Origin of the sequence: Agrococcus versicolor (assembly GCF_039531815.1) — a bacterium.
Taxonomy (GTDB): domain Bacteria; phylum Actinomycetota; class Actinomycetes; order Actinomycetales; family Microbacteriaceae; genus Agrococcus; species Agrococcus versicolor.
On record NZ_BAAAQT010000008.1, the window covers coordinates 302263 to 326357 of the forward strand.

Annotated in this window: 30 protein-coding genes; 12 read left to right on the plus strand and 18 right to left on the minus strand. The window is 74.2% G+C overall.

Annotated elements, in window-relative coordinates; all coding sequences use genetic code 11:
• Positions 1 to 13: 13 nt before the first annotated feature.
• The gene (locus ABD249_RS13820) at positions 14 to 451 is read right to left on the minus strand and encodes an SRPBCC family protein (RefSeq protein ID WP_344344539.1); all 438 of its coding nucleotides are present in this window, start codon (positions 449 to 451) and stop codon (positions 14 to 16) included.
• Between the two features lie 130 nt (positions 452 to 581).
• On the opposite strand from ABD249_RS13820, the gene ABD249_RS13825 reads away from it, so the two are divergent.
• Together ABD249_RS13825 and ABD249_RS13830 are read left to right on the plus strand one after the other, a co-directional pair.
• Positions 582 to 1190 carry a DUF4232 domain-containing protein gene (locus tag ABD249_RS13825; RefSeq protein ID WP_344344541.1) on the plus strand — a complete coding sequence of 203 codons (609 nt, stop codon included), beginning with the start codon at positions 582 to 584 and terminating at the stop codon, positions 1188 to 1190.
• Positions 1191 to 1339: 149 nt separating this feature from the next.
• Positions 1340 to 1744 (plus strand): hypothetical protein, encoded by a 405-nt coding sequence (locus tag ABD249_RS13830; RefSeq protein ID WP_344344543.1) that lies wholly within the window; start codon positions 1340 to 1342, stop codon positions 1742 to 1744.
• Between the two features lie 90 nt (positions 1745 to 1834).
• On the opposite strand, the gene rocD is transcribed toward ABD249_RS13830, so the two are convergent.
• On the minus strand, positions 1835 to 3064 hold the full coding sequence (rocD, locus tag ABD249_RS13835) for an ornithine--oxo-acid transaminase (RefSeq protein WP_344344545.1): 1230 nt from the start codon (positions 3062 to 3064) through the stop codon (positions 1835 to 1837).
• Positions 3061 to 3909 (minus strand): dimethylargininase, encoded by an 849-nt coding sequence (gene ddaH / locus ABD249_RS13840; RefSeq protein ID WP_344344547.1) that lies wholly within the window; start codon positions 3907 to 3909, stop codon positions 3061 to 3063. The genes rocD and ddaH overlap by 4 nt, the downstream gene beginning before the upstream one ends.
• Before the next feature lie 91 nt (positions 3910 to 4000).
• Here ddaH and ABD249_RS13845 point away from each other — a divergent pair, with 91 nt between their 5' ends.
• The 3 genes from ABD249_RS13845 to ABD249_RS13855 all read left to right on the plus strand — a co-directional run bounded on the left by ABD249_RS13845 (position 4001) and on the right by ABD249_RS13855 (position 5447).
• The gene (locus ABD249_RS13845; protein WP_344344550.1) at positions 4001 to 4438 is read left to right on the plus strand and encodes an Lrp/AsnC family transcriptional regulator; all 438 of its coding nucleotides are present in this window, start codon (positions 4001 to 4003) and stop codon (positions 4436 to 4438) included.
• Positions 4439 to 4501: 63 nt separating this feature from the next.
• Positions 4502 to 4987 carry a DUF2087 domain-containing protein gene (locus tag ABD249_RS13850; protein WP_344344552.1) on the plus strand — a complete coding sequence of 162 codons (486 nt, stop codon included), beginning with the start codon at positions 4502 to 4504 and terminating at the stop codon, positions 4985 to 4987.
• Between the two features lie 55 nt (positions 4988 to 5042).
• Entirely contained in the window at positions 5043 to 5447 is a 405-nt protein-coding gene (locus ABD249_RS13855; RefSeq protein WP_344344554.1) for an NUDIX hydrolase, read from the plus strand.
• A gap of 127 nt (positions 5448 to 5574) precedes the next feature.
• On the opposite strand, the gene ABD249_RS13860 is transcribed toward ABD249_RS13855, so the two are convergent.
• Complete coding sequence (locus ABD249_RS13860) at positions 5575 to 6711, minus strand: FAD-dependent monooxygenase (RefSeq protein WP_344344556.1); 1137 nt, start codon at positions 6709 to 6711, stop codon at positions 5575 to 5577.
• Positions 6712 to 6796: 85 nt separating this feature from the next.
• Here ABD249_RS13860 and ABD249_RS13865 point away from each other — a divergent pair, with 85 nt between their 5' ends.
• The gene (locus ABD249_RS13865; protein WP_344344558.1) at positions 6797 to 7198 is read left to right on the plus strand and encodes a PPOX class F420-dependent oxidoreductase; all 402 of its coding nucleotides are present in this window, start codon (positions 6797 to 6799) and stop codon (positions 7196 to 7198) included.
• A 19-nt stretch (positions 7199 to 7217) separates the two neighbouring features.
• Here the strand turns inward: ABD249_RS13865 and ABD249_RS13870 are convergent, their stop codons facing one another.
• The 5 genes from ABD249_RS13870 to ABD249_RS13890 form a co-directional block, all read right to left on the minus strand.
• Complete coding sequence (locus tag ABD249_RS13870) at positions 7218 to 7706, minus strand: protein-tyrosine phosphatase family protein (RefSeq protein ID WP_344344560.1); 489 nt, start codon at positions 7704 to 7706, stop codon at positions 7218 to 7220.
• 77 nt (positions 7707 to 7783) lie between these two features.
• Complete coding sequence (locus tag ABD249_RS13875) at positions 7784 to 8302, minus strand: P-loop nucleotide/nucleoside kinase family protein (RefSeq protein ID WP_344344562.1); 519 nt, start codon at positions 8300 to 8302, stop codon at positions 7784 to 7786.
• On the minus strand, positions 8302 to 8724 hold the full coding sequence (locus ABD249_RS13880) for a nucleoside triphosphate pyrophosphohydrolase family protein (RefSeq protein ID WP_344344564.1): 423 nt from the start codon (positions 8722 to 8724) through the stop codon (positions 8302 to 8304). Before ABD249_RS13880 ends, ABD249_RS13875 begins: the two co-directional genes overlap by 1 nt.
• 72 nt (positions 8725 to 8796) lie before the next feature.
• On the minus strand, positions 8797 to 9630 hold the full coding sequence (locus tag ABD249_RS13885) for a hypothetical protein (RefSeq protein ID WP_344344566.1): 834 nt from the start codon (positions 9628 to 9630) through the stop codon (positions 8797 to 8799).
• A gap of 74 nt (positions 9631 to 9704) precedes the next feature.
• Entirely contained in the window at positions 9705 to 11027 is a 1323-nt protein-coding gene (locus ABD249_RS13890) for a saccharopine dehydrogenase family protein (RefSeq protein WP_344344568.1), read from the minus strand.
• 155 nt (positions 11028 to 11182) lie between these two features.
• On the opposite strand from ABD249_RS13890, the gene ABD249_RS13895 reads away from it, so the two are divergent.
• Positions 11183 to 11680, plus strand: coding sequence for a beta-class carbonic anhydrase (locus ABD249_RS13895; protein WP_344344570.1), 498 nt, complete (start codon positions 11183 to 11185; stop codon positions 11678 to 11680).
• Between the two features lie 112 nt (positions 11681 to 11792).
• Positions 11793 to 13817 (plus strand): AAA family ATPase, encoded by a 2025-nt coding sequence (locus ABD249_RS13900; protein WP_344344572.1) that lies wholly within the window; start codon positions 11793 to 11795, stop codon positions 13815 to 13817.
• Positions 13818 to 13910: 93 nt separating this feature from the next.
• Here ABD249_RS13900 and ABD249_RS13905 read toward each other — a convergent pair whose 3' ends face one another.
• Together ABD249_RS13905 and ABD249_RS13910 are read right to left on the minus strand one after the other, a co-directional pair.
• Positions 13911 to 14654 carry a MerR family transcriptional regulator gene (locus ABD249_RS13905; RefSeq protein WP_344344574.1) on the minus strand — a complete coding sequence of 248 codons (744 nt, stop codon included), beginning with the start codon at positions 14652 to 14654 and terminating at the stop codon, positions 13911 to 13913.
• Positions 14655 to 14730: 76 nt separating this feature from the next.
• A complete protein-coding gene (locus tag ABD249_RS13910) occupies positions 14731 to 15696 on the minus strand; it encodes a nucleoside hydrolase (protein ID WP_344344576.1) in 966 nt (321 codons plus the stop codon).
• A 65-nt stretch (positions 15697 to 15761) separates the two neighbouring features.
• Here ABD249_RS13910 and ABD249_RS13915 point away from each other — a divergent pair, with 65 nt between their 5' ends.
• Complete coding sequence (locus ABD249_RS13915) at positions 15762 to 16112, plus strand: VOC family protein (RefSeq protein ID WP_344344578.1); 351 nt, start codon at positions 15762 to 15764, stop codon at positions 16110 to 16112.
• On the opposite strand, the gene ABD249_RS13920 is transcribed toward ABD249_RS13915, so the two are convergent.
• From ABD249_RS13920 to ABD249_RS13940, 5 genes are all read right to left on the minus strand, one after another.
• Positions 16109 to 16498, minus strand: coding sequence for a VOC family protein (locus ABD249_RS13920; RefSeq protein WP_344344580.1), 390 nt, complete (start codon positions 16496 to 16498; stop codon positions 16109 to 16111). The two genes, ABD249_RS13915 and ABD249_RS13920, sit on opposite strands and share 4 nt — an antisense overlap.
• 46 nt (positions 16499 to 16544) lie before the next feature.
• Entirely contained in the window at positions 16545 to 17507 is a 963-nt protein-coding gene (locus ABD249_RS13925; protein ID WP_344344582.1) for a CPBP family glutamic-type intramembrane protease, read from the minus strand.
• Positions 17508 to 17583: 76 nt separating this feature from the next.
• The gene (locus tag ABD249_RS13930) at positions 17584 to 18249 is read right to left on the minus strand and encodes an SDR family oxidoreductase (protein WP_344344584.1); all 666 of its coding nucleotides are present in this window, start codon (positions 18247 to 18249) and stop codon (positions 17584 to 17586) included.
• Positions 18246 to 19250, minus strand: a complete 1005-nt coding sequence (gene fgd, locus ABD249_RS13935) for a glucose-6-phosphate dehydrogenase (coenzyme-F420) (RefSeq protein WP_344344586.1) — start codon at positions 19248 to 19250, stop codon at positions 18246 to 18248. Before fgd ends, ABD249_RS13930 begins: the two co-directional genes overlap by 4 nt.
• A 130-nt stretch (positions 19251 to 19380) precedes the next feature.
• On the minus strand, positions 19381 to 19707 hold the full coding sequence (locus tag ABD249_RS13940) for a MarR family winged helix-turn-helix transcriptional regulator (protein WP_425546344.1): 327 nt from the start codon (positions 19705 to 19707) through the stop codon (positions 19381 to 19383).
• Positions 19708 to 20198: 491 nt separating this feature from the next.
• Between ABD249_RS13940 and ABD249_RS13945 the strand changes: the two genes are divergently transcribed.
• Together ABD249_RS13945 and ABD249_RS13950 are read left to right on the plus strand one after the other, a co-directional pair.
• Positions 20199 to 20855: a hypothetical protein gene (locus ABD249_RS13945; protein ID WP_344344590.1), complete on the plus strand. Its 657-nt coding sequence runs from the start codon at positions 20199 to 20201 to the stop codon at positions 20853 to 20855.
• Between the two features lie 93 nt (positions 20856 to 20948).
• Complete coding sequence (locus tag ABD249_RS13950) at positions 20949 to 21479, plus strand: 2'-5' RNA ligase family protein (protein WP_344344592.1); 531 nt, start codon at positions 20949 to 20951, stop codon at positions 21477 to 21479.
• A 289-nt stretch (positions 21480 to 21768) separates the two neighbouring features.
• Here the strand turns inward: ABD249_RS13950 and dcd are convergent, their stop codons facing one another.
• A complete protein-coding gene (gene dcd / locus ABD249_RS13955; RefSeq protein WP_344344594.1) occupies positions 21769 to 22368 on the minus strand; it encodes a dCTP deaminase in 600 nt (199 codons plus the stop codon).
• A 203-nt stretch (positions 22369 to 22571) separates the two neighbouring features.
• Between dcd and ABD249_RS13960 the strand changes: the two genes are divergently transcribed.
• On the plus strand, positions 22572 to 23003 hold the full coding sequence (locus ABD249_RS13960) for a hypothetical protein (RefSeq protein WP_344344596.1): 432 nt from the start codon (positions 22572 to 22574) through the stop codon (positions 23001 to 23003).
• A 168-nt stretch (positions 23004 to 23171) separates the two neighbouring features.
• On the opposite strand, the gene ABD249_RS13965 is transcribed toward ABD249_RS13960, so the two are convergent.
• Positions 23172 to 24023 (minus strand): DUF1206 domain-containing protein, encoded by an 852-nt coding sequence (locus ABD249_RS13965; RefSeq protein WP_344344598.1) that lies wholly within the window; start codon positions 24021 to 24023, stop codon positions 23172 to 23174.
• Positions 24024 to 24095 lie beyond the last annotated feature (72 nt).

Sequence of the window (24095 nt, forward strand, 5' to 3'; positions counted from 1 at the left end):
GAGGTCACGAGCCTCAGCCGGCGAGCAGCGAGCGGAGGCCCGCCTCGCCCGCGCGCATGAGCGCCGCGTGGCTCGACCGCAGGCGCCTCGGCGCGACGCGCACGAGCGCGCGCAGCGAGCGACGCTGCAGCATGACGTGCTGCTGCATGACGGCGCGCGTGCCGCCTGCGGGTGCAGTCGACAGGTGCCAGGAGCACCAGCCCAGCACGTCGCCGTGCAGTCGGGCGGCCACGACGCCGTCGGAGGCGTCGAGGCCGGACACGCGGATGCGCAGCGGCGCCGGCAGCGGCCCACGGAGCGCGACGGTGCGGTCGGCACCCTCGTCGCCCTCGACCTCGAGCACGCTCGACCACCACGATGGGTACGCGCCGACGTCGACGAGCGCCGCTCGCACGACCTCGGGCTCGGCATCGACCTGCCACACGGTCCGGAAGCGGAGATCGGCTGGCATGCGTCCATCCTCTCGCGCCTGCGCGGCTGCATGCCGCATGCGGCATGCAACCGAAGGCGCATGGTGGCCCGATCCGCGGCGGATCGCAAGCCGTCCGCCCGCCGCCATGATCGGGGAGCAGAGTGACGGCATGCGCATCGTCACCCCCGTCGCCCTCGCAGCCGCCGCGCTGGCGGTCACCGTCCTCGCCGGCTGCGGTGGCGACCCCCAGCCGAGCGCCGCTCCGGCGCCGACGCCGTCGCAGACGCAGAGCGCCGAGCCCAGCGCGTCGCCGCCCGCCGTCTCGCCGAGCCAGTCCGCATCGGCTGCGCCCGAGGGGTCGTGCACGGCGGCAGGGCTCGCGATCTCCCAGCAGACGGGCGACGCGGGGGCTGGATCGGTCACCGTGACCTTCACGTTCGAGAACGTCAGCGCCGAGGCGTGCACGCTCGCCGGCTTCCCGGGCGTCTCCGCCGTGGGCGGTGGCGACGGCGAGCAGATCGGCCAGCCCGCGACCCGCTCGGACGCGGCGTTCGACGCCGTCGAGCTGCAGCCGGGCGCCTCGGCCACGGCGTCGATGCGGATGGTGAACGTCGCGGGCGGCGGCGGACCGCTCGGCGAGTCGTGCGAGGCCGAGCCGGCCGACGGCTGGCGCGTCTACCCGCCGGAGGCGACCGACGCCGCCTTCGTCCAGGTCGACGGCCTCACCGCATGCGCGGGCGACGTCGACTGGATCACCGTCGATCCCGTCGTGGGCTGACCGCGATCCGTCCAGGTCGGCGGACCGGCGAGCGCCTGTCGAGATGCCTCGACCAGGGCCGTCGTCGAGGTCGCGAACCGCGCTGGCGCGCAGCAGGGCATGAGGGCGCGCACCGCGGACTCGCAGCATCGATGCCTAGGGTCGGCGGCATGCGACTGCGATCACTCCCGCTCGCGCTCGCGGTCGTCGTCGCGCTCGGCGTCGGTGGCTGCGCCGGGCAGCCCGACGACGAGGCGTGCGCCGACGTGACGGCGATCGACGAGGCGTACGAGACGCTCGACGAGGCGCTCCCCCGCCAGCAGGAGGGGACGTACGCCGGCGCGCTCATCGAGCAGACCTACCTCGTGGAGGAGGCGATCGACGCGGCACGCGACGACGCGACGGACGATGGGCTCGTCGCCTCGCTCGACCGGATCGCGGACCGCATCCAGGAGCTGCGCGAGGCCGCGGGCGACCTGGACTTCGCCGTGTCGGCGACCATCACCGCCGTCGACTACGCGCTGTCCGAGGCGGATGGCGCGATCGACGACGTGCTGGCCGACGTCTGCCGCTAGCCGCTCGCCGCTCGACGGCGCACGCCGATCACGCAGCCGAGCACGGCCGACCCCGTCCGTGCGGGCCGACCGTGCTCCGGCGATCGAGCGTCAGGCGCGCAGCGACGCCCCGAACGCCTCGAGGAGCATGTCGATCTCCGACTCCTCGATGACGATGGGCGGCGCGAGGCGCACCGTCTGACCGTGCGTGTCCTTCGCGAGGATGCCGCGATCCATGAGCCGCAGGCAGACCTCGCGGGCCGTGGCGACCTCCGGGTCGATGTCGATGCCCGCCCACAGGCCCGCGCAGCGCACCTCGGTGACGCCGTGGCCGACGAGGGCGCGCAGACCCTCCTCGAGGCGGGCGCCGATCGCGAGCGCGCGTCGCTGCATGTCGCCCTCGGCGAGCATCCGCACGACCTCGAGGCCGACGGCCGCCGCGAGCGGGTTGCCGCCGAACGTCGAGCCGTGGCTGCCGGGCGTGAGGACGCCGAGCACGTCGGCGTCGCCGACGACGGCCGACACGGGCACGATGCCGCCGCCGAGCGCCTTGCCGAGCAGGTAGAGGTCGGGCACGACGTCCAGCTGCTCGCAGCGGAAGGTGGCGCCGGTGCGGCCGAGGCCGGACTGGATCTCGTCGGCGATGAGCAGCACGCGCTCGCGCTGCGTGATCTCCCGCACGCGCGGGAGGTAGTCGGCCGGCGGGATGCCGACGCCCGCCTCGCCCTGGATGGGCTCGATGAGCACGGCGGCCGTGCGCGGCGTGATCGCCGCGGCGAGCGCGTCCGCATCCCCGTAGGGCACGGTGACGAACCCGGGCGTGAACGGGCCGAAGCCCTGCCGCGCCTCGGGGTCGTCGGAGAACGACACGATCGTCGTCGTGCGGCCGTGGAAGTTGCCGGAGGCGACGATGATCTCGGCCTGCCCGTCGGGCACGCCCTTCACCTCGTACGCCCAGCGGCGGGCGATCTTGATGCCCGACTCGACGGCCTCGGCGCCCGTGTTCATGGGCAGCACCATCTCCTTGCCCGCGAGGGCTGCGAGCTCGGTGACGAACGGTCCGAGCGCGGCGGAGTGGAAGGCGCGGCTCGTGAGGGTGACGCGGTCGAGCTGCGCCTTGGCGGCCTCGACGAGGCGTGGGTTGCCGTGGCCGAAGTTCACGGCGGAGTAGGCGGCGAGGCAGTCGAGGAAGCGGCGGCCGTCGACGTCGGTCACCCACGCCCCCGACGCCGACTCCACGACGACGGGCAGCGGGTGGTAGTTGTGCGCCGCGTGCTCCTCGACCTGCGCGATCGCGGCGGCCGTGCGGGTGTCGGTCGCCGCCACGGATGCGGCGGTCATCGACGCAGCTCCAGCGTGCAGCACTTCACGCCGCCACCGCCGAGCAACAGCTCGGACAGGTCGAGGCCGATCGTCTCGTAGCCGCGGGCCTGCAGGTCGCGCTCGAAGCCCTTCGCGCGGGCGGCGATGACCATCGAGCGGCCGTCGCCGAAGGAGTTGAGGCCGAGCACGGCCGCGTCCTCCTCGCCCACGAGCACCGCATCCGGGTATCGGCGCTCGAGCTCGGCACGGCTCGCGTCGTCGAACGCCTTCGGCAGGTAGGCGACGTTCTCGTCGTCGAGGATCGCGATGGCGGTGTCGAGGTGGTAGAACGCCGGGTCGACGAGGCGCAGGCTCACGACCTCGCGGCCGAAGATGCTGCGCAGCTCGTCGTGCGACTCGAGCGTCGTGCGGAAGCCGTGGCCGGCGAGGATCGCGTCGCCCGAGACGAGGAAGTCGCCCTCGCCCTCGTTGACGTGCTCGGGCACGTGCACGTCGAACCCTGCCTCCTCGAGCCACGCCATGTAGGCGGGGCCCTCGGCGGCGCGCTGCTCGTACGTGAACAGGGCGCCGTACGCCTTGCCGTCGAGCGTGAAGCCGCCGTTGGCGGAGTACACCATGTCGTTGAGGCCGTCGATCGGGTCGATGAGGTGCACGTCGTAGCCCAGGCGCGTGTACGCGTCGTGCAGCGTCTGCCACTGCGCGACGGCGGTGGGCGTGCTCGTGGGATGCTCGGGGTGCATCCACGGATTGATCCGGTAGCTCACCGTGAAGTAGTCGGGGCGGCACATGAGCACGGTCTTGTGGACGGCGGTGCGGTCGGCCTGCCGCTCGGAGGTCGGGATGGTCGCGAGATCGGGCTGCATGCCTTCCATGGTTGCAGCGATCTCACGCGCCACAGGCGGTTCTGACGCAGGATGCATGCAAATCTCATGCTTTGGTCGTAGAATCTTGCGCATGGACCGCATCGATCAGGGCATCATCGACCAGCTGCGCACGAATGCCCGCGCGGGCTACGGCGACATCGGGCAGGTCGTGGGGCTGTCGGCCTCGGCCGTGAAGCGCCGCGTCGACCGCCTCGTCGCCGACGGCATCATCCGGGGCTTCACCGTGCAGATCGATCCGAAGGTCGAGGGGCTCGCGACCGAGGCGTACGTCGAGCTCTTCTGCCGCGGCACCGTCTCGCCCACGGACCTCAAGCGCATCCTCTCGGGCGTCCCCGAGATCGTCGAGGCCGGCACGGTCACGGGCGAGGCCGACGCCATCGTCATCATGCGCGCCCGCGACGTCATCGCCCTCGAGGAGGCCCTCGAGAAGGTGCGGGCGGCGGCATCGGTCGACCACACGCGCTCGGCGATCGTGCTGTCGAAGCTCGTCACCCGCGTCGCCGGCTGAGCGTCGGCCACGAACGTCGCGATCCAGGGCGTGGCGCATACGGTGCCGCACTAGCCTGCTGGGATGCCCGCCGATCCGCGTCCGCTGCTCGCCGTGCTCGCCGACGACGCCCGACGGCTGCTCTTCGCGGAGGCGACCGTCGCCGCCTCGCGGCTCGCGCCGCTCGACGTCGAGCGCCTGCCGGCCGTCGACCGCCGTCGGATCGACGCGCTCGAGCGCGTGGGGCTCGTGGAGGTCGTCGATGGGCTCGTGTGGGCGAGGGACCCGTTCACGGCGACGCTCGATCGGGCGCCGAGCCGCGAGGGCATCGAGCGCTTCGTGCACGACGGCCGCATCCGCGACTGGCCGCGCCGCCCCGCCGACCGGATGGCGCTCATGGGCTGGGCGGCCGAGCGTGCGGTCGCGGCCGGCGAGGAGGTCGACGAGCCGACCGTGACGGCCAGGCTCGCGGCCGTGTGGCGCGATCCCGCGACGCTGCGGCGCGACCTCGTCGACGCCGGCTTCCTGACGCGCGACGCCGAGGGTCGGGCGTACCGCCGCGCGGAGTGACGCGGGGCCGCGTGCGGGTGCACGACGACGCCCCGCGGGTGGCTAGCCTCGTCGGGTGGGCATCATCACGGTCTCGGCGGTGTGCTTCTCGCGCGACGGCAGGGTGCTGACGGTGCGCAAGCGCGGCACGTCGATGTTCATGCTGCCCGGCGGCAAGCCCGAGGGCGACGAGTCGGCGGCGGCATGCGCGGCCCGCGAGGTGCACGAGGAGCTCGGCGTCGTCGTCGATCCGGCCGCCCTGCGCCTCGTCGGCGCGTTCGACGCCGCGGCCGCGAACGAGGCCGGATTCGTCGTGCGCGCGACGGTCTTCGCGCACGACGGCCCGATCGATCCGGTCGTGCAGGCCGAGCTCGAGGACGCGCGCTGGGTCGATCCGGCCTCCGGCATCGACGACCCGCTCGAGGCGCCCCTCAACCGGGTGCACGTCTTCCCCCTGCTGCTCGCCGAGCGCGACGCCTGACCGCCCGCGAGGCGCGGGCGCTGCCGCCGGGCGAGGTCTCCGCCGCGAGGTGCGGATGCTGCTGCGGGGTGCGCCTGCGACCGCACCCCGGCGCAGCAGGCGCACCTCGGGACGTGGTGGGTGGGCGTCAGCGCCTCGGCGGCGACCAGCGCAGCATCCAGTCGGCCGCGATCTCCGCGAGGAGCGTCGGCGCGAGGTGGAAGACGCCGTTGCGCGCGGCGGCGAGCACGGGGTTCCGCACGTCGAGCCCCGAGCGGTACAGCCGATGCGCGAGCCGCTGCAGCTGCTGCGTGCGCGGGCGGCGCAGCCGGTCGTAGGCGGCGAGCATGTCGTCGACGTCGGATCGAGCGGCCAGCACGCCGAGCGTCGCGGCGTCCTCGAGCGCCGACGCGGCGCCCTGGCCGAGCGTCGGGAGCATCGCGTGCGCCGCGTCGCCCAGCAGCGCGACGCCCGGGGCGACGAACGTGCGCAGCCCCGTCGGCAGGTAGCGCAGGTCGTGGCGCAGCACCGGCGACTCGGGATCGGCCCCGACGTGCTCGCGCACGATGGCCTCGTAGCCCTGCACGGCGTCGCGCGCCGCGGCGTGCTCGTCGCGGGCCGTGCGACCCATGCGGGCGCGCGCGGCGACGAACCAGTACAGCCGGTTGCCATCGATCGGCACGATCCCCGCCTCGGAGCCCTGCCCGAACCACTGCAGCGACCCGGTGGGCGAGTGCAGGCGGCGGGCGACGACGCCGCGCCAGCACGTCGAGCCGGCGTAGTCGGTGGGCAGGTCGGCGCGGATGACGGGCCGCACGAGCGAGTCGATGCCGTCGGCGCCGACGACGAGGTCGGCGACGCGCTCGCGCTCCTCGCCGCCCTCCATGACGCGCACGCGGGGGCGGGCTCCGGGGTGCACGGCGAGCACGTGCGCGCCCGTCACGATCTCGACGCCCGAGACGCCCTCGGCGAGGATCCTGTGCAGCGTCGTGCGATGGATGCCGGTCATGGCGCTCGAGGCGAACTCCGCCCCGCGCTGCAGGCGGGTGCCCTGCGCCGTGCGCATGCCGAGCGGCAGCGCCTCGACGCCGACGGCGCGCACGGCGTCGCCGAGCCCGAGGGCGTCGAGCGCCACGAGGCCGTTGGCGGTCAGGACGATGCCCGACCCGACCTCGCGCAGCGCCGCGTCCTCCTCGAGCACCGTGACGCGCCACCCCGCATCCACGAGCCCCTTGGCGGCGGCGAGGCCGCCGATCCCTGCTCCGACGACGATGGCCTCACGCATGCCATGAGGCTAGCGTCGCCGTCTCGGGGGCGACAGGGGCCCGCGTGCGGCCCGCCGCGGCGGTCGGCGGTGGGACGATGGCGCCATGACGATCCCCGACGCACGCACCGTGCTGCTCACCTCCTTCAAGCGCGATGGAGGCGGCGTGGGCACGCCCGTGTGGATCGTCGACCTCGGCGACGGCACGGCGGGCGTCACCACCGCGCCGGGGTCGTGGAAGGTCAAGCGCATGCGGCGCGACCCGCACGTGACGGTGCAGGCGTCGGACATGCGCGGCAGGCCCACGCCGGGCACGGAGTCCGTCGACGTCGTCGCGAGCGTGCACGAGGATGCCGCGACCGTCGCACGCGTGGAGCGGGCGCTCGCGCGCAAGTACGGCTGGCAGTACCGCCTCGTCGGCGTCGTGGAGCGCGTGGCGGGCATGGTGCGCCGTCACGAGGTCGAGCGCTGCGTCGTCGTGCTGGCACCCGAGTCCCGCGGGGCGTAGACCCGGGAGGCGCCGAGCCTCAGCCGCCGATCGCCGTGAGGTCGACCTCGCGCGCGAGGCGTCGCTGGGCGGGCGTCTCGAGCGCGCGCGGGTCGTAGCGCTCCCGCACCCACGCGACGGCATCGGATGCGGGCACCCCAGCCATGCGGGCGAGGATCGCGAGCGCGGTGCCCGTGCGGCCGATGCCGCCGTCGCACGCGACCTCGACGCGACGCGTGGCCGCGGCAGCGTGGATGCGCGCGAGCGTGCGGAGCGCGAGCGGCACGTCGCGCGGCAGCCGGAGGTCCGGCCACGCGATCCACTCGTGCTCCCACGGCATCGTCGGCGGTCGACGCAGCAGGTAGGCGCCGAGGTCGGGCTCGTCGCCGGATGCGAGCGGCACGCGCCGCAGCCCGCGACCGCGCACGAGGCGTCCGTCCGGCAGCTCGACGACGCCGGGCGACCCGGGCCGCCACCTGCGCTCGCCGCCCGCCGGCGCCGGGCCGCCCGCAGCGTCGCCGATCGTCATGCCGACATCCTGCCGTCGCCCCACGCGCTGGTCCACCGCCGCCCTGCCGCGGCGCAGACCCCGCGCCGCCTCCGCCCTCAGCGCAGCAGCGGACGGATGCGTGCGGCGACCTCGGCGGCGTCGACGGGCTCGAGGGAGGGGGCGGACACGAGGTCGCCGATGCCGAGCGGCCCGACGTTCGCGACCAGGTCGTCCCACTCCCGCGCGAAGCGCTCACGGGCCCGCAGACGATCGCGGCTCGCGAGCGCCCGCTCGTGCGCGACGACCGGGTCGACGTCGCACCACACCTCGACGACATGCGGCGAGCCCGCGCGCCGCAGCCCCTCCTGCACGAACCCGAGGTCGCGCGAGCGCAGCCACAGCGAGTCGACGATCGGCGGCTCGTCGCTGCGACCCACGAGCGCCCACACGACGTCCATCGCGAGCGCGCCGTAGATCGCGCCCGGCAGGCCCATGTGGGGCGTCGAGCCGACGATGCCCGCCTTCACGAGGCTCTTCGACAGCAGCGGCACGTCGAGCTCGGCCGCGAGGGCTCGTGCGAGCGTCGACTTCCCCGAGCCGGGCAGGCCGTTGACGAGCACGACGCTCGAGGCCATCAGCCGACCTCGGGCCGAGGAGCGATCGTGCCGTCGTCGGACCCGTCCTCGCCGCGCAGCGCGTGACCCTCGAGCGCGCGCTCGGCGTCGTCGAGATCCTCGTCGCGCTGGTTCGTGCGCCGGTCCCACACGAGCCACTTCGCATCCATCGCACGCTCGACGTCGACGCCCGTGACCTGCGCGAACGCGAGCAGCATGCCGATGGCGTCGGCGACCTCGAGGGCGAACCGCTCGTCGATCTCCGTGGCGGTCAGCCCCTTGTCGCGCTGCCTGCCGGTCTTCGCGAGCCACGCCTGCGCGAGCTCGCCGACCTCCTCCTGCACCTTGAGCAGCAGCCAGTCGCCGTCGCGCTCGAAGCCGTAGATCTGCGCGTACCTGGCGCTGATGGCGTCGATGCGCCGGGCCAGCTCTCCGAGCTCCATCGCTCCATCATGGGCGGCGCACCTGACGACGCGCCCGACGGCGGCCGGGTGGGCCGCCGTCGCGCGCCGCCGTCACGACCAGGTGAGGCCCGAGGCGAGCAGCGTCTCCGCGAGCTCGACGGGATCGGCACCGTTGCCCGCCCAGATCCGCATCCAGCGGTCGCCCTGGAGGACGTACGCCCGCACGGCCGGGAACTGCTGCTCCGCGCGCGACGCGTCGATCCGGAGCACGTCGCCGGTCGAGAGGGCGACGGACTCCCATGCCGCGCTCTGCTGCTCGAGGAGCGCGATGTCCGCGGCGTCGAGACCTGCGCCGAAGTCGACGTGCAGGGTCGCGCCGGAGCCGCCGACCGTGTCCGACCACGTGCAGTTCGCGAGCCAGTGCTGCGCCATGGTCTGCAGCTCGTCGGCCGGGTAGCCCTGCCACGGGAAGTACCAGTCGACCGGGAAGTGGATGCCGTAGCGCGTGAAGCCGCGATCATTCCACATCGCGTCGGTCACGCTCTGGGGCACGACGTCGGTGCACCGCGCGTCCACGTACGCGGGGTGTCCCGCGTACACGCCCCCGTCCTCCTGGTGCGGGCCGGCGCTCCCCGTGTCCCCGACGTCGGCGACGGGGGCGGGCTCGACCGGCACCTGCTGCGGCTCGGGCTGCGGGGCCGGCTCCGACGCCGACGCCACGGCCGGGCTCGGCCGCACGAGCGTCGGCGCGGACGTCTCGGCGGGCGTGACGACGACGACGGGCGCCGTCTGCGGCGACGTCGCCTGCGGCATGACGGCAGGCTCGACGACGATCCGGTCGACGGCGGTGGTCGTCGTGGGCTCGGCGGTCGCGGCCACCGCGGTCACGGTGCCGAGCGACAGCGCGAGCAGGATGCCTCCGGCGAGGATGGGGACGGTGCGCACGATGCGGCTCCTCGGGTCTCGACGCCCCTCACGGCGAGGGGATCTGCTCCGTCATGTCCGGCAGCCGCGAACGGTCACGCCGGCGTGTCGCCCATCGTCGCCGTTCCGGCTGCGATCGCGCTGGGAGTCGGCTGCTCGCGCATGCCCCACGCCTGGCCGTAGCCGCCCTCGTCGATCGGCAGCGCCATGAGGTCGAGGAACGGCTTCGCGTCGAGCGCCTCGGGACCGAGGACGCCCGCGCCGCTCCACGCGCCGGTCGCGAGCAGCTCGAGCGCGATGACGGGGTTGAGCGCCGTCTGCCACACGACGCACTGCGAGTCGTACTCGGCCATCGTCCAGGCGTTGTCGGCCACGTGGTACAGGTACGTCGAGCGAGGCTCGCCGTCGACGCCCGTGCCCGTCACCCAGACGCCGGCGCACGTCTTGCCCTCCATGCGCGGCCCGATCGTGGCCGGGTCGGGCAGCGCCGCCGCGACGACGTCGCGCGGCGACACCATGACGGGGCCGTCCTTCGAGCGCACGCGGAGCGGCTCGGTCGCGTCGAGCCCCAGCAGGTTGAGCGTGCGCAGCACGCCGATGAACTCCGAGCCCAGGCCGTACTTGAACGTCACGCGACGCGCATCGATCCAGCGCGGCATGAGCAGCACCTCCTCGTGCTCGACGTTGACGCACTCCACCGGTCCGATGCCCTCGGGGAAGTCGAAGACCTCGGGCTCCGAGAACGGCTCGGTCGTGAACCAGCCGCGGCCCCGCTCCCACACGACGGGCGGGTTGAGGCACTCCTCGATCGTCGTCCAGATCGAGAACGACGGCGCGAAGACCTCGGCGCCGTGCTCGTCGCGCACGACGAGGTTCGCGCCGTCGCGCGTGCCGAGCTCGTCGATCTCGGAGAAGAGGTGATCGGCGGCGTAGCGGGCGAACACGTCCGACAGGCCCGGCTCGACGCCCATGCCGACGAGCGCGAGCCTGCCCGCGGCCTCCCACTCGTCCGCCTTCGCGAGCTGGCGGTCGCCCAGCATGACGCCGACCTCCTCGTAGGGCCGCTCGGGGTGGCGCGACGACAGGCTCATCGCCATGTCGAGGTAGTCGCATCCGGCCTCGAACGCGCCGGCGAAGATGGCGTCGACGAAGCCGGGCTCGACGGCATTCATGACGTGCGTCGCGCCGTGCTCGCGAGCGAGGGCCGTGACGGCGGCCGGATCGGATGCGTCGATGCGCGCGGCCGTGAAGCGGGCCCCGACCTCGTCGCCGTGCCGCTCGCCGACGGCGGCCACGACGGCCTGGGCCCGCTCGAGCGCGTAGTCGGCGACGACGATCGCCTCGTAGAAGGAGCGACGTGCGGCGATGCGGGCGAAGGCGGCGCCGACGCCACCGGCGCCGATGAGCAGGATGCGCATGGTCTCTCCTCCACGGGCATCCGTGTGCCCATCCCCTCAGCATCGCCCGTGCCGTCGCTCGGCGCCACCATCGCATCCCGCTCCCACGTGGGCCGTGGTGGACGGATGCGCGGCACGGGCGTGCGCGGCGTGCGCCTGCGCGTAGATTCTGAGTCGTGGACGATGCCTTCGACGACCTGCTCACCGCCAACCGCGCGTACGCGGACGACTTCGACATGCAGGGGTTCGACGGCATCGCCCGTGCGGGCGTCGCCGTCGTGACGTGCATGGACTCCCGCATCGATCCGCTCGGCATGCTCGGCCTCAAGCCCGGCGACGCGAAGATCCTGCGCAATCCGGGTGGCCGCGCCACCGAGCGCGTGCTCGTCGGCCTCGTGCTCGGCGGCACGCTGCTGGGCGTCGACCGCGTGCTGCTCGTGCAGCACACGCGCTGCGCCGTCGCGACGAACAGCGAGGAGCAGCTGCTGACGCGCGTGGGCGAGGCCGCGGGGCAGGACGCCCACTGGCTCGCCGTCGAGGCGATCTCGGACCAGCGCCGCACCCTCGCGGAGGACGTCCACAAGGTCGCGTCGCACCCGCTCGTCGCCGAGCACGTGCGCGTCGGCGGCTTCCTCTACGACGTCGACACGGGCCTGCTCGAGCGCGTCGCGTAGTCGCCAGGCACCCCGCCCCTCGCGCACGGGCGCCGCTCCCGACCCGCGTCCAGGCTCGGAGCTCGCGGAGCGAGTAGCCTCATCGCGGAATGTCCGAGGTCTGGAGGGGTCCGTGAGCGATCCGATCGTGCCGCAGACGCGCATCCGCGCGGAGATCCGCCAGGACGGGTCCGGTGTGCTCGACGTCAACGGCACCCACCGGCACCTCGAGCGGGGAGGGTTCCCGCAGACGCGCACGGCGATCGTGTCGCACGCGGCCGAGTTCGCCGCCGCGCTGCGACGCCCCATCGGCGTCTCGATCACGGGTGCCGACGGCGACTGGGACATCGTGGTGCACCCGGATGGGTCGGTGACGGACGTGCGCCAGCTCGCGCCGCCGCCCTCGCCCGAGCCGCTGCCGACCACGCCGCCGCTCGCGTCCGCGCCCGCCCCGGCGCCTGCCGCGCCCGCCTCCGCCCCGTCGACGCCCGCCGCACCCGTGCCGCCCGCAGCCCCGAGCGCGCCGCCCGCCGCACCGTTCGTGGCATCCGTGCCGTCGTTCGGGCAGACGGGATCCGTCGACCGCGTCGAGGATGCGACGCTCGCCTCGCGCGACGACCTCCAGGATCTCGACGACCTCGAGTCGACCGCCGTCCGCGCGCCCGAGCCCGCCGCCGCGCCGAGCGCACCCGCGCCCGCAGCGCAGGCCGAGGCGCCCGCCCCGCCGCAGCCGGAGCCCGCACCGGAGCCCGAGGCGCAGCACGGCGCGCAGGAGCTCCCCGCCACGCATGCGGCCCAGCCCGCCCCCGAGCCGCAGGCCTCGCCCGCGCTGCCCTCCTTCGAGCCGTCGCTCGACGACACCATCGCGTCGTCGCGACTCGTCGAGACGGCCGCCCCGAAGCCGTCCCCCTCCGTGCCGCTGCAGGCACCCATCGAGTCGGTGCCCGGATACGACCCGCTGCTCGACGAGACCGTCGCGCGGGCACCCGCCGCGCACCGTCCCATCGCCTCCGTGCCGAGCGCCCCCGCCGCCGCGCCGGCGCAGCCCGCCTACCAGCCCGGCCAGGTCGCCTCGACGCCCGCGCCCTCCGCGTACGCCGCGCCGGTGCAGCAGGTGCCGCAGGTGCCGCAGCCGCAGATCCCCGCCATGCCGCAGGCGCCCGCGGAGCAGCCCGCCGCCCAGCAGCAGGAGCGCCAGCCCGGCTACGCGCCCGGCGAGCTGACCGGCCCCATGACCGCCGACGGCCGCCACTCGTTCCTCGAGGCGAGCCAGCGCGACGCGCCCGCGCAGCAGGGCCTGCGCGGCGCGATGACGCGCATGGGCCTCAAGATGACGCCGAGCCAGGAGGAGCTCGCCGAGCGCGCCGACGAGCGCGCCGTGAGCCAGCACTGGCCCGGTCCGCGCACCATCGCGGTCGTCAACGGCAAGGGTGGCGCCGGCAAGACGCCCACGACCGTGCTGCTCTCGGCGGTCTTCGCCCACTTCGGCGGGGCCGGGGTCCTGGCATGGGACAACAACCAGACGCGCGGCACGCTCGGCTGGCGCACCGAGCGCGGGCCGCACGAGGCCACGCTCCTCGAGCTGCTGCCGCAGGCCGAGCGCCTGCTGGGCGTCGGGGCGCAGTCCGCCGACCTCGCGAGCTTCGTGCATCACCAGTCGCAGGACAAGTTCGACGTCCTCCGCTCGAAGCCCATGCGGCTCGCGCACGAGAACCGCGTCAACCCGGGCGACGTCGACGCCATCCACGCCGTCGCGTCGAAGTACTACCGCCTCATCGTCATCGACTCCGGCAACGACGAGTCCGACCCCATGTGGCTGCGCATGATCGACCACGCCGACCAGATCGTCGTCGCCACCACGACGAGGGCCGACCACGCCGAGGCGGGCGCGCTGCTGCTCGAGGCGCTCGCGCAGCGCGACGAGCGCTCGGCGATCCTCGCGAAGCGCTCGGTCGTCGTCGTGAGCCAGGCCGACCCGAAGGCGTCGAGGCAGGACGTCGACGGCGTCATCGGCGGCTACGGTCCGCTCGCTCGCGAGGTCGTGCGCATCCCCTTCGACCAGGGGCTCGTCGACGGACACCTGCGCCTGGGCGCGCTGCGCCCCGAGACGCGACGCGCCTGGCTCGGCGCGGCTGCGGCCGTCGCCCGCGGGCTCTAGGCGTCGACCGCGGGCCCTAGGCGTCGACCGCGGGCTCGATCCGCCGCGCGCGGGCTCGAGCCGCCGGCCCTGCGCTCGATCCGCCGCGCGGGTCTACGCGTCGGCCGCGGCCGCGCGGTCGTGCGAGCCGCCGCCGGGCCGCGGCGTGCGGCGCGCGGTCGTCTCGTCGTCCTGCGCATCGTGCGCGGGTCGATCGTGCTCGGCCCGCTCGGCGTCGGCGGACCCCGCCATCCTCGCCCGCGACAGGTGCTCCTGCGCCATGCGCCGCATCCCGAGCAGCATGGCGTCGCCGAAGACGGAGCCGAGGATCACGGTCTCGGCCATGCGCACGCGGGTCTCGGCCGCGCGGCCGACGGCGGCGAGGTCCTCGCGCGCGATGAGCTCGACGGGCTCCGCGTACACGTCGAGCATCTCGCGCACGTCCTCGCGGCCGACGGCGAGCGCGGTGTCGAGCACGGCGGCGCACTGCGCGATGCCGGGGTTGTCGTCGCTCACGAGCCAGCCGTTCGCCTCGGCGGCCTCGCGGACGAGCGCGAGCGCCCGCTCCGACGGGCAGTGGTCGACGCGAGCGACGGCGCGATGCGCGTCGCGGACGACGACGTCGATGGGGAGGGTGTCGTCGTCGATGGCGTCGAGCAGCTCGCCCACCGCGGCGAGCGGCAGGCGACCGCCCTCGACGAGCGCGCGGATGAGACGGAGCCTCGCGACATGCGAGTCGTCGTAGGAGGTGCTGTTCGCGGACTCCCGCACGCCGGGGTGCAGCAGGCCCTCGCGGACGTAGAACTTGACGAGCGCGACGCTCACTCCCGCGGCAGCACCGACCTCTCGCACGTGCATCGCTCGCTCCTCCCATGCCTTCGCCGGCCAGCGGCATCGGTTGGTGGGTCCGTGGGACTCCGTGGCGAGCAGGAGCCTACTCTCCGGTCGTTTCCGATGTCGAAGGACCTGCGATGAGCTCGACCATCTGCTCCTCGAATCCGTACCCCACCTCGAGCACGACACGGTGTCTCGCCTCGGGCTCGTCGCGCCATGCTCCGTCGACGAGCTCGAGGGTCGCGCGGGTGCGCCCGCGCTCGGGTCCGTCCGAGCAGTCGACCGTGACGGTCGCGAGCGGCGAGCGCGTCGTGCGCACGAGTCCGGTCGCGATCCCGAGCGCCACGGCATCGTGGTTGAGCGCTGCGCGCATGCCCAGCAGCGGCTCGTAGAAGTCCATGTAGCCGTCGAGCATGCGGGCGAGCTGCCTGCCGAGGGCGTCTCCCGCGGCGAGCCGCGCGCGCATGTCGTCGGTGATGATCGAGGACGTCGTGACGTCGAGACCGACCAGCGTGACCTCCCACGCCGCCTCGAGCACGCGCGCGGCGGCCTCGGGGTCGTGATGGATGTTCGCCTCGGCGAACTCCGAGACGTTGCCGCGCCGCAGCACCGCGCCGCCCATGACGGTCACCTGCCGGATGCGCTCGGGCAGCGTCGGATCGGCGTCGAGCGCGAGCGCGAGGTTCGTGAGCGGACCGACGGCGACGAGCTCGAGGTCCTGGACGGCGTGGCTGGCGCGAAGGATGGTCTCGACCGCGGACTCGTCGGCGAGCGCGGGCACGTGGTCGAGGTCCGCGCAGCCGCCCTGGCCGTCGGCCCCGTGCACGTGCGCCGAGTACCACGCGTCGCCACCGCCGTACGGGCCGGCGGCGCCCACGGCGACGGGCACGTCGGCACGGCCCGCGAGCGCGAGGATCTGGCTCGTGTTGCGCGCACCCTGCTCGACGTCGACGTTGCCCCAGACGACTGTGCACGCGACGAGGTCGATCGAGTCGCTGCGCGCCGCCGTCGCGATCGCGAGGGCGTCGTCGATGCCGGTGTCCACGTCGAGGATGATGCTCGTCACCGCTCGAGCCTAGGCGCGCGTGTCGGTGGTGGGCACCACCATGGCGCCACCACCGAGGAGGACCCATGAGCGACGCCGCCGCCCACACGCACCACGCCATCGACTACGTCGAGCTCTCCGCACCCGACCTGCCGGCCGCGCGAGCCTTCTACGAGCGCGCGTTCGACTGGTCGTTCGCCGACTACGGCCCCGACTACGTCGGCATCGCCGGCGAGGGGCGAGAGCAGGGCGGCATCGCGCGTGGCGACGCGCGCCCGCTCGTGCAGCTCTACTCCGACGACCTCGACGCCACGGTCGAGGCCGTGCGCGCAGCGGGCGGCACGATCACGGTGCCGCCGTTCGCGTTCCCGGGCGGGCGCCGCTTCCACTTCGCCGACCCTGCGGGCAACGAGCTCGGCGTCTGGTCGGAGTCCTAGGCGGTCGCGTCGTCCGCGCTCGCGCGGCACAGGCAGAACGGGTGCCCCGCGGGATCGACGAAGACGCGGAAGCCGCCGTCGGTGCTCGGCTGCATCTCGTGCAGCGTGGCGCCGAGGGCGAGCACCTGCGGCTCGGCCGCCGCGATGTCGTCGACCCGCACGTCGAGGTGCATCTGCTGCGGATGCTCCTGCCCTGGCCACTCGGGCGCGCGGTAGCCGTCGACGCGCTGGAAGCAGAGGGGCGCCGAGCCCTCGCCGTACGCCTCGGCCCAGGAGCCGTCGGCGTCGGCGGTGTGCTCCCAGTCGAGCAGCGCGGCGTAGAAGCGGGCGAGCGTGCCCGGGTCGGGGCAGTCGACGACGATCTCGGGCTTGCGTGCGATGGCCATGACGGCACGGTACGCCGGGACGCGCCGAGGGATCGAGGGGCTTGCGTCAGCGCACGAGCGGCGCGGCGAGCGGGAACATCCAGAGCAGCTCGGGCATGCGGCCGGCGACGATCGCGAGGAAGACGACGACGTCGAACAGCAGGTGCACCGTGACGACGTAGAGCAGGTTGCGCTTCGAGAGCCGGAAGATGAGGCCCTGCACGAGCGCGAAGGGGATCGTGAGCAGCGGACCCCACGACTGGTAGCCGAGCTCCCACAGGAACGACACGAAGATCGTCGCCTGCAGCACGTTCGCGACCCAGAAGGGGAAGTGGCGCAGCAGCAGCGTGAAGACGATGCAGATGAAGAACAGCTCGTCCCACAGACCCACGGCGTTGACGCCCACGAGGAAGCGCGCGACCTCGCCGCCGTCGGCGAGCTCGGGCCAGTTGCGGTACACGCCGGAGCCGAGGAAGTAGAACGGGAGGATCAGGTACGCGAGCACGATGACGACGCCCACGTACGTCCACTGCGCTCGGGTCCACCGGCCGCCGCGCCAGGGGAAGGCGACCGACCGCTCCCGGTAGACGTAGCGCGTGACGACGAACGGGATGACGAGGGCGAGACCCAGCACGAGCGTGAACCGCGCGAAGCCCGCCCACGACACGTCGGCCCGCAGCTCGACGAGGCTGATGACCGTGAGGCTCGCGGCGATGACGGCGAGATCGGCGCCGAGGCGCCGAGACAGCCCCGCGCGGTCGGTGAGCACGCCGCCGAGCACGCCGGCGACGAGGATGATGTAGCCGGGGATGGTCTCGAGGAAGCCGAACAGCACGACGGCCGAGAGCGACACGAGCGCCGCCGGCACGATCGCGAGCGGATGCGTGGTGGCGGGCGTCGGCCCTTCGCGGCCGTCCGTCTCGCGGCCGTCCGTCTCGCGGCCGGCGGCACCGGGCTCGGAGGCGCGAGGCGCGGATGCGCGGGGCTCGGTCGAGGCGTGCTCGGCAGGGGTCTCCGGGGCGGTCGGCACGCGCCCAGACTACGGGCGACGCCCCGCCGCTCCCAGGGGGTGCGGCGGGGCGTCGTGCTCCGTGGATGCGGCTGCGTCAGCCCGCGAGGGCGTCGAGCGCCTCGTCGATCGACGTGGAGCCGCCGTTCACCTCGACGATGGCGCGCGTGAGCGACGGGCGTGCGAGCACGCCGGCGATGAGCGCGGCGACGTCGGCGCGGGCGATCTCGCCCGACTCGACCGAGGGGTCGAGCTGCCGCACGTCGACGGCGCCCGTCGCCGCGTCGAGCGTGAGCGCCGACGGGCGCAGGACGACGTAGTCGAGGCTCGACGCCTCGAGCGCGGCGTCCGCCTCGGTCTTCGCATCCGCGTATGCGCGGAACGACGAGTCGGCGGGCACGCCGTGGTCCGGTCCGGCGCCGAAGTACGACACCATCACGTACCGGTGCGCGCCAGCCGTCTGCGCGGCCTCCATGGTGCGCACGGCGGCGTCGCGGTCGACCGCGAACGTGCGCTCGGGCGAGCCTCCGCCGGCGCCCGCCGTCCAGACGACGGCATCCGAGCCCTCGAGCAGGCCCGTGAGCGAGGCGACGTCGAGCGACTCGACGTCGGCGACGACGGGCGTCGCGCCCGTGGCGGCGACGTCGGTCTCGTGCTCCGGGTTGCGGATGATCGAGCGGACGTCGTGTCCGGCGGCGACGAGCAGGGGCGCCGTGAGCAGCGCCACCTTGCCGTGGCCTCCGATGATCGTGATCTGCATCATGCTCCCTTCTTCAGCAGTGGCAGGACATCCTCGGCGAACTGGTCGAGGAACCGCTGCTGGTCCTGACCGGGGCCGTGGAAGACGAGGTGGGTGAATCCGAGGTCGACGTAGTGCTGGATGGCGTCCGCCGTCTCCTGCGCGTCGGACGACACGATCCAGCGCTTCGCGACCTGCTCGATGGGCAGCTCGTCGGCGAGCCGCTGCATCTCGGTCGGCGAGTGCACCGACTGCTTCTGGTCGGGCGTGAGCGACAGCGCCGCCCAGAAGCGGGTGTTCTCGAGCGCGCGCTCGGGATCGCGGTCGTACGACACCTTGATCTCGATCATCCGATCGACGTCGGCGCCGTCGCGGCCGCCCTTCTCGATCCCCTCCTCGAGGTTGGGGATGATCGTCTCCTGGTAGTAGGCGTCGCCCTTGCCGGACGTGCAGATGTGCCCGTCCGCCACGCGCCCGGCGTAGCGCGTCGTCGCGGGGCCGCCGCCGGCGACGTAGATGGGGATCGGCCCCGGAGGCTTGTCGTAGATCGTCGCGCCGTCGGTGGAGTAGTACTCGCCCTCGAAGGTGACGAGGTCGTCCTTCCACAGCTGGCGGATGAGGCGCACCGACTCGCGCAGGCGCGCGAAGCGCTCGGGACCCTCGGGGAAGGGCACGCCGATCGCGTGCTCGTTGAGCGCCTCGCCCGTGCCGACGCCGAGGATGAACCGGCCGGGGTGCACCTGCCCGAGCGTCGCGAACGCCTGCGCGATCACGGCGGGGTGGTACCGCAGCGTGGGCGTGAGCACCGAGGTGCCGAGCACGATCGTGCTCGTGCGCTCCACCGCCATGCCGAGCCACGTGAGGGCGTTCGGGGCGTGGCCGCCCTCGTGCCGCCAGGGCTGCAGGTGATCCGAGATGAAGGCCGAGTCGAATCCGACGCGCTCGGCCTCGACGACGAGGTCGAGGAGCTCCGCGGGCGTGAACTGCTCGGCGCTGGCCTTGTATCCGTAGCGCATGCTCCCCATGCTGCACCCTCCTCGTGATCTCGGGCGGCTCGGGGGCCGCGGCTGTCGTTCGTGCGGGGCTGCGTGGTAGCGGCGCCCTCACCGGGTGCAACGACCTCGCCGGGGGCGCATTCCATGCCCGGCGGGCCGGTCAGGCGCGCGGCCAGGCCTCGACGAGGCGGGCGAGCAGGTGCGCGAGCTGCGCGCGCTCGTCGGCGTCGAGCGCCTCGAGCGCCTCCGCGACGGGAGCGGCGCGGCGCTCGCGATGCGCGTCGGCGTGCGCGCGCCCCTTCGCCGTGACGGCGATGCGCGTGCGGCGCGCATCCGACGGATCGCTCTCGCGGCGCACGTGCCCCTCGGCCTGCAGCATCTGCACGACGCGGGATGCGCGCGGCTGGTCGATGCCGATCGCGGTGCCGAGATCGGTGATCGACATCGGCTGGTCCGCGCTCGAGAGCACGGTGAGCGCGCGGTGCACCGCGAGCATTCGCCCGCGCGGCCCTGGGCCTCGGCCTGCGCCTTCTGCTCGGGGATCGGCGTGGTCGTGGTCTCCGTGGCTCGGTCGCCCGTGTCCCGGGCGGCCCTCGGCAGGTGCGCCGTCGCGAGGTGCACCGTCGCCGTCGCGGCCGCCGTCGCGGCCGCCTGCTTGGCGCGAGCCGTGCGATCCCCGGTGCAGCTCGCGCGACGGCCACGGCGCGGGACGGCGCCCGGGACCGTCCGGACCGCCCGGCAGCCCTCGCCCGCGCCGCAGGATCGCGAGGGCGTCGAGCGCGTCGGCGACCGCGGAGGCGGCGTCGTCCGGCTCCGATGCTTGACGTGGAGGGCACATGCATGTCATCCTACATATGCATGTACGACGACATGCACTCGATGCGACAGGACAGGTCCGCTCGGACGCCACCCATGGCGACGCGGACCCGACGCCACCACGGCGCCCGGCATCTCGACACGCTCAGAGCGAAGGAACCCATGACCAGCCACGACACCCATGACCAGATCGACCCCGCAGCGACCGACGAGCGCCGCTGCGGCCACCCGCGCCACGACGGCGAGCGGGACACCCACCACGCGCACCGCCGTGGCGACCACCGCGGCGGACGCCGCTCCCTCGCGGGACGCGATGCGCACGGCGAGCACCGCGGGCAGCGCCCGTCCTGCCGACCGGATGCGCACGTCGAGGACCGCGAGCACGGCCCTGCCCGTGAGCCCGGCGCCCGCCGCGAGCACCGCTGGCAGCGCCCGTCCGACGGGCGCAGCCGGCGCTCGGGAGACGACGCGCGCCGCGAGCACCGCGGCGAGCACGGCCTGCTCGGCGAGCACGGCCTGCTCGGCGAGCACGGTTCGCGCGACGAGCGCGTCGCATCCGGCCACTGCGGGCACCGTCACGGGTCCGCGGAGCACGGCTCGCAGCGCATGCACGGCCGGCCGCGTCGGCTCGACCGACGCATCCTGCGCACGGCGCGCCTCGTGGCCGCCGCGGAGCATCGCGCCGGCCGCGACGCCGTCGAGCGGACGATGGCCGAGCACGTGAGCCACGCGGACCACGAGGCGACGATGCGCACCCTGCGCACCATCGCGCGTGCCGTCCGCGCGGAGCACCTGCGCGAGGGCCGCACTCGCGCCTGAGCCGCACGGCACGACCGTCACCCATCCGAGGGGCCGCACCGCACGGTGCGGCCCCTCGTCGTGCGCGCCTCGGGCCGGAGGCAGACTGGAGCCGTGGACGACCAGCCGCGCGACCCGAGCCCGATCACGAGCCTCGAGCTGCTGCTCGACGCCGATGCCGAGGCGCTCGTGCGCGCCGAGTGGGATGCGCTCGCGCAGGCGGGTGTCTCGAGCATGGCGCCGCACACGTCGCCGTCGAACAGGCCGCACGTGACGCTGCTCGCGCGCCGCGGCGGGCTCGCGCAGCCGCCGGAGCTGCCGCCGGAAGCGGTGCCGCTGCCGCTCGTCCTCGGCGCCCCGATGCTGTTCGGCGACGGAGATCGGCGCGTGCTCGTGCGGTCGGTGGTGCCCTCCGCGGCGCTGCTGGCGCTGCACTCCGCGGTGCTCGAGGCGGCGGGCGCCGGCGACGACGTCGATCACGTCGCTCCGGGCACCTGGACGCCCCACGTCACCCTCGCACGACGGCTGCGGCTCGCCGACCTCGAGCGCGCGCTGCCGCTGATCGGCGGCGAGATCGTCGCCACGGGCGTGGCCATCCGCCGCTGGGATGCTGCGACGAGGACGGTGACGCCGATCGCGCCGTGAGGGCGCCGCGGCCGATCGAGTGGTCCACATCTGGACCATTCAGACCTCGAGCGGTCACCTTCTGCGTCGACCGGTCGACATCTGCGCTCGAGACGCGTCGATTGGTCCACATCTGGACCACTCAGACCTCGAGCGGTCACTCTCTGCGTCGAACGGTCGACATCTGCGCTCGAGACGCGTCGAACGGTCCAGATCTGGACCACTCGCGTGTCGAACGGTCCAGATCTGGACCACTCGGCGCAGGACGTGACCGGTCGACCGCGAGCGGGACCGGCCGAGCTGTTCGCTCCTACGACTCGGGCAGCGGCGCCGGCGGAACGGGCGTGAGGTGGAACGAGGCCGACGAGCGGCTCGCCGTCGGCCCGCGCTGGCCCTGGTAGCGGTTCTTGTTCTCGCCCGTGCCGTACGGGTGCTCCGATGGGCTCGTGAGCTGGAAGTAGCAGATCTGGCCGATCTTCATCCCTGGCCACAGCTTCACCGGGAGGGTCGACACGTTCGCGAGCTCGAGCGTCACGTGCCCCGAGAATCCGGGGTCGATGAAGCCTGCGGTCGAGTGCGTCAGCAGCCCGAGCCGCCCGAGCGACGACTTGCCCTCGAGGCGCGCGGCGACGTCGGCGGGCAGCGAGACGCGCTCGAAGGTGGCGCCGAGCACGAACTCGCCGGGGTGCAGGATGAACGCCTCCCCGTCGGGGGTGTCGACGAGCCGCGTGAGCTCCGGCTGGTCGATCGACGGATCGATGAACGGGTAGCGGTGATTGTCGAAGAGCCGGAACTGGCGGTCGAGGCGCACGTCGACGCTCGAGGGCTGGATCATCGACGCGTCGAACGGGTCGAGGCCGAGGTCGCCGGAGTCCAGACGGGCACGGATGTCGCGGTCGCTGAGCAGCACGCGACGAGCCTAGCCACGTGCGCGGTCCCGCGGCCGGCGTGGCGGCTGCGCCGTGCTGGATCGACTCGGGTGCGATCGACGCCGGGGCGCGGTCGACGCGGATCTGCATCGACGCGGAGCTGCATCGACGCGGAGGGGCATCGACGCGGGCGGGATTGACGCCGAGCGGCCGACGGCGGAGGGTGGAGGCGGAAGGGAGCGCCATGGCCATGCCCCCACCCAGGAGTCCCGCGCTCGAGCTGCTCGTCGAGCAGGTCGCCCGGGCCGTCGCCCGCGCGCGCGAACGCCAGGGCGACGCGGCCGTGCGCGAGCGCATCGCGGCCGCCATCACGCCCGAGGACGCCGAGACGGCCGCACGCGTGCTGCGCATCCTCGGTCGCGAGCTCGGTGACGCACCCGTCGACCTGGGCGCGCTCGACGCCCGGCTGCAGGCGCTCGCTGGCGCACGCCTCGCGCCGAGCGACGATGAGGCCGGCGACGCAGCGCCCGGCGAGCACGCGATGCCGGACGGCGACGTCCCGAACGCCACGGTGCCCGACGCCGCGGATGCACCCGCCGCAGGGCCGACGGATCCGCGCGGCCGACCGCATCCCCCGACCGGTCTGCGGTCGGCGATGCGCGGCCGCCGCCGCTGACGCACCGTTCACGCGGCGAGATGCCCCGCTGAGCGACCCGCCACGTACGAGGGATCCACGCCGACCCGCTCAGCCGCGCATGTCGCCGGCGCGCCGCGGTCGGCGGCCCCGACGCCACCCGCCACATCCCTCAGCGCGGCATCCCGCCCCGACGCCGCGTCGAGCACGTCAGCGCTTCGACGTCCAGACGCCGCGCGCGATGGAGAAGATGCCGTACGCCCCGATGCCCAGCGCGACGACGAGCAGCACGATCGGCCCGAAGGGCAGCTCCTGCAGCGACTTCAGGCCGTCGTCGAGGCCGCCGGCCTGGCCGGCGTCGTGCGTGACGGCCGCGACGACGAACAGCAGGCCGACGAGGACGATCGCGACGCCCTTCGCGACGTAGCCGACGGTGCCGAGCATGCGCGCGGCCTTCCGTGCGGATGCGGGCGGGGAGATGTGCTTCTCGAACGAGCGCCGCACGCCCTGCACGACGAAGCCGATGCCGATCGCGGCGATGCCGACGCCGACGATGCCCACGAGCACCTGGCCGAACGGCTGTGCCATGAGCGTGCCGGTCACGGACTGCGCCTGCTGGTCGCCGCCTCCCCCGCCGCCGCTGCCGGTCGCGGTCGAGATGGCGGTCGCGGCGATCGCGCCGTACGCGATGGCCTTGCCGACGCCCTTCGCGAGCGCCTTCGCACCCTCGCTCGCACGCTGCGCGACGCCCTCGAGGAGCGCGAAGACGGCGAGGGCGATCATCGCGACGGCGATCGCCCAGACGACGACGGCTCCGAGGGGCGTCGACGCGATCGACTGCATCGCACCGCCCTGGTCGGCCGATCCTCCGCCGGCGCCGACGGCGACCGCGACGGCGACGCCGGACAGCGCGAGGTGCACGAGGCCGTTCGCGACGTGGCCCGCTCGGGCGAGGGTGCGCATGACGGGGCTGCGCTCGAGGCGCGAGGCATGGCGCTCGGCGTCGCCGGCGGCCTGCCGTGCGGCGCCGGTGGCCTGGTGGACGTCCTGTCGATCGGGCATGCGTCGACGCTATCGGCGCCACGGAGGCCGCGCCTGCGCTGGACAACGCGGGCGGGACGTGCCGTGCGGATC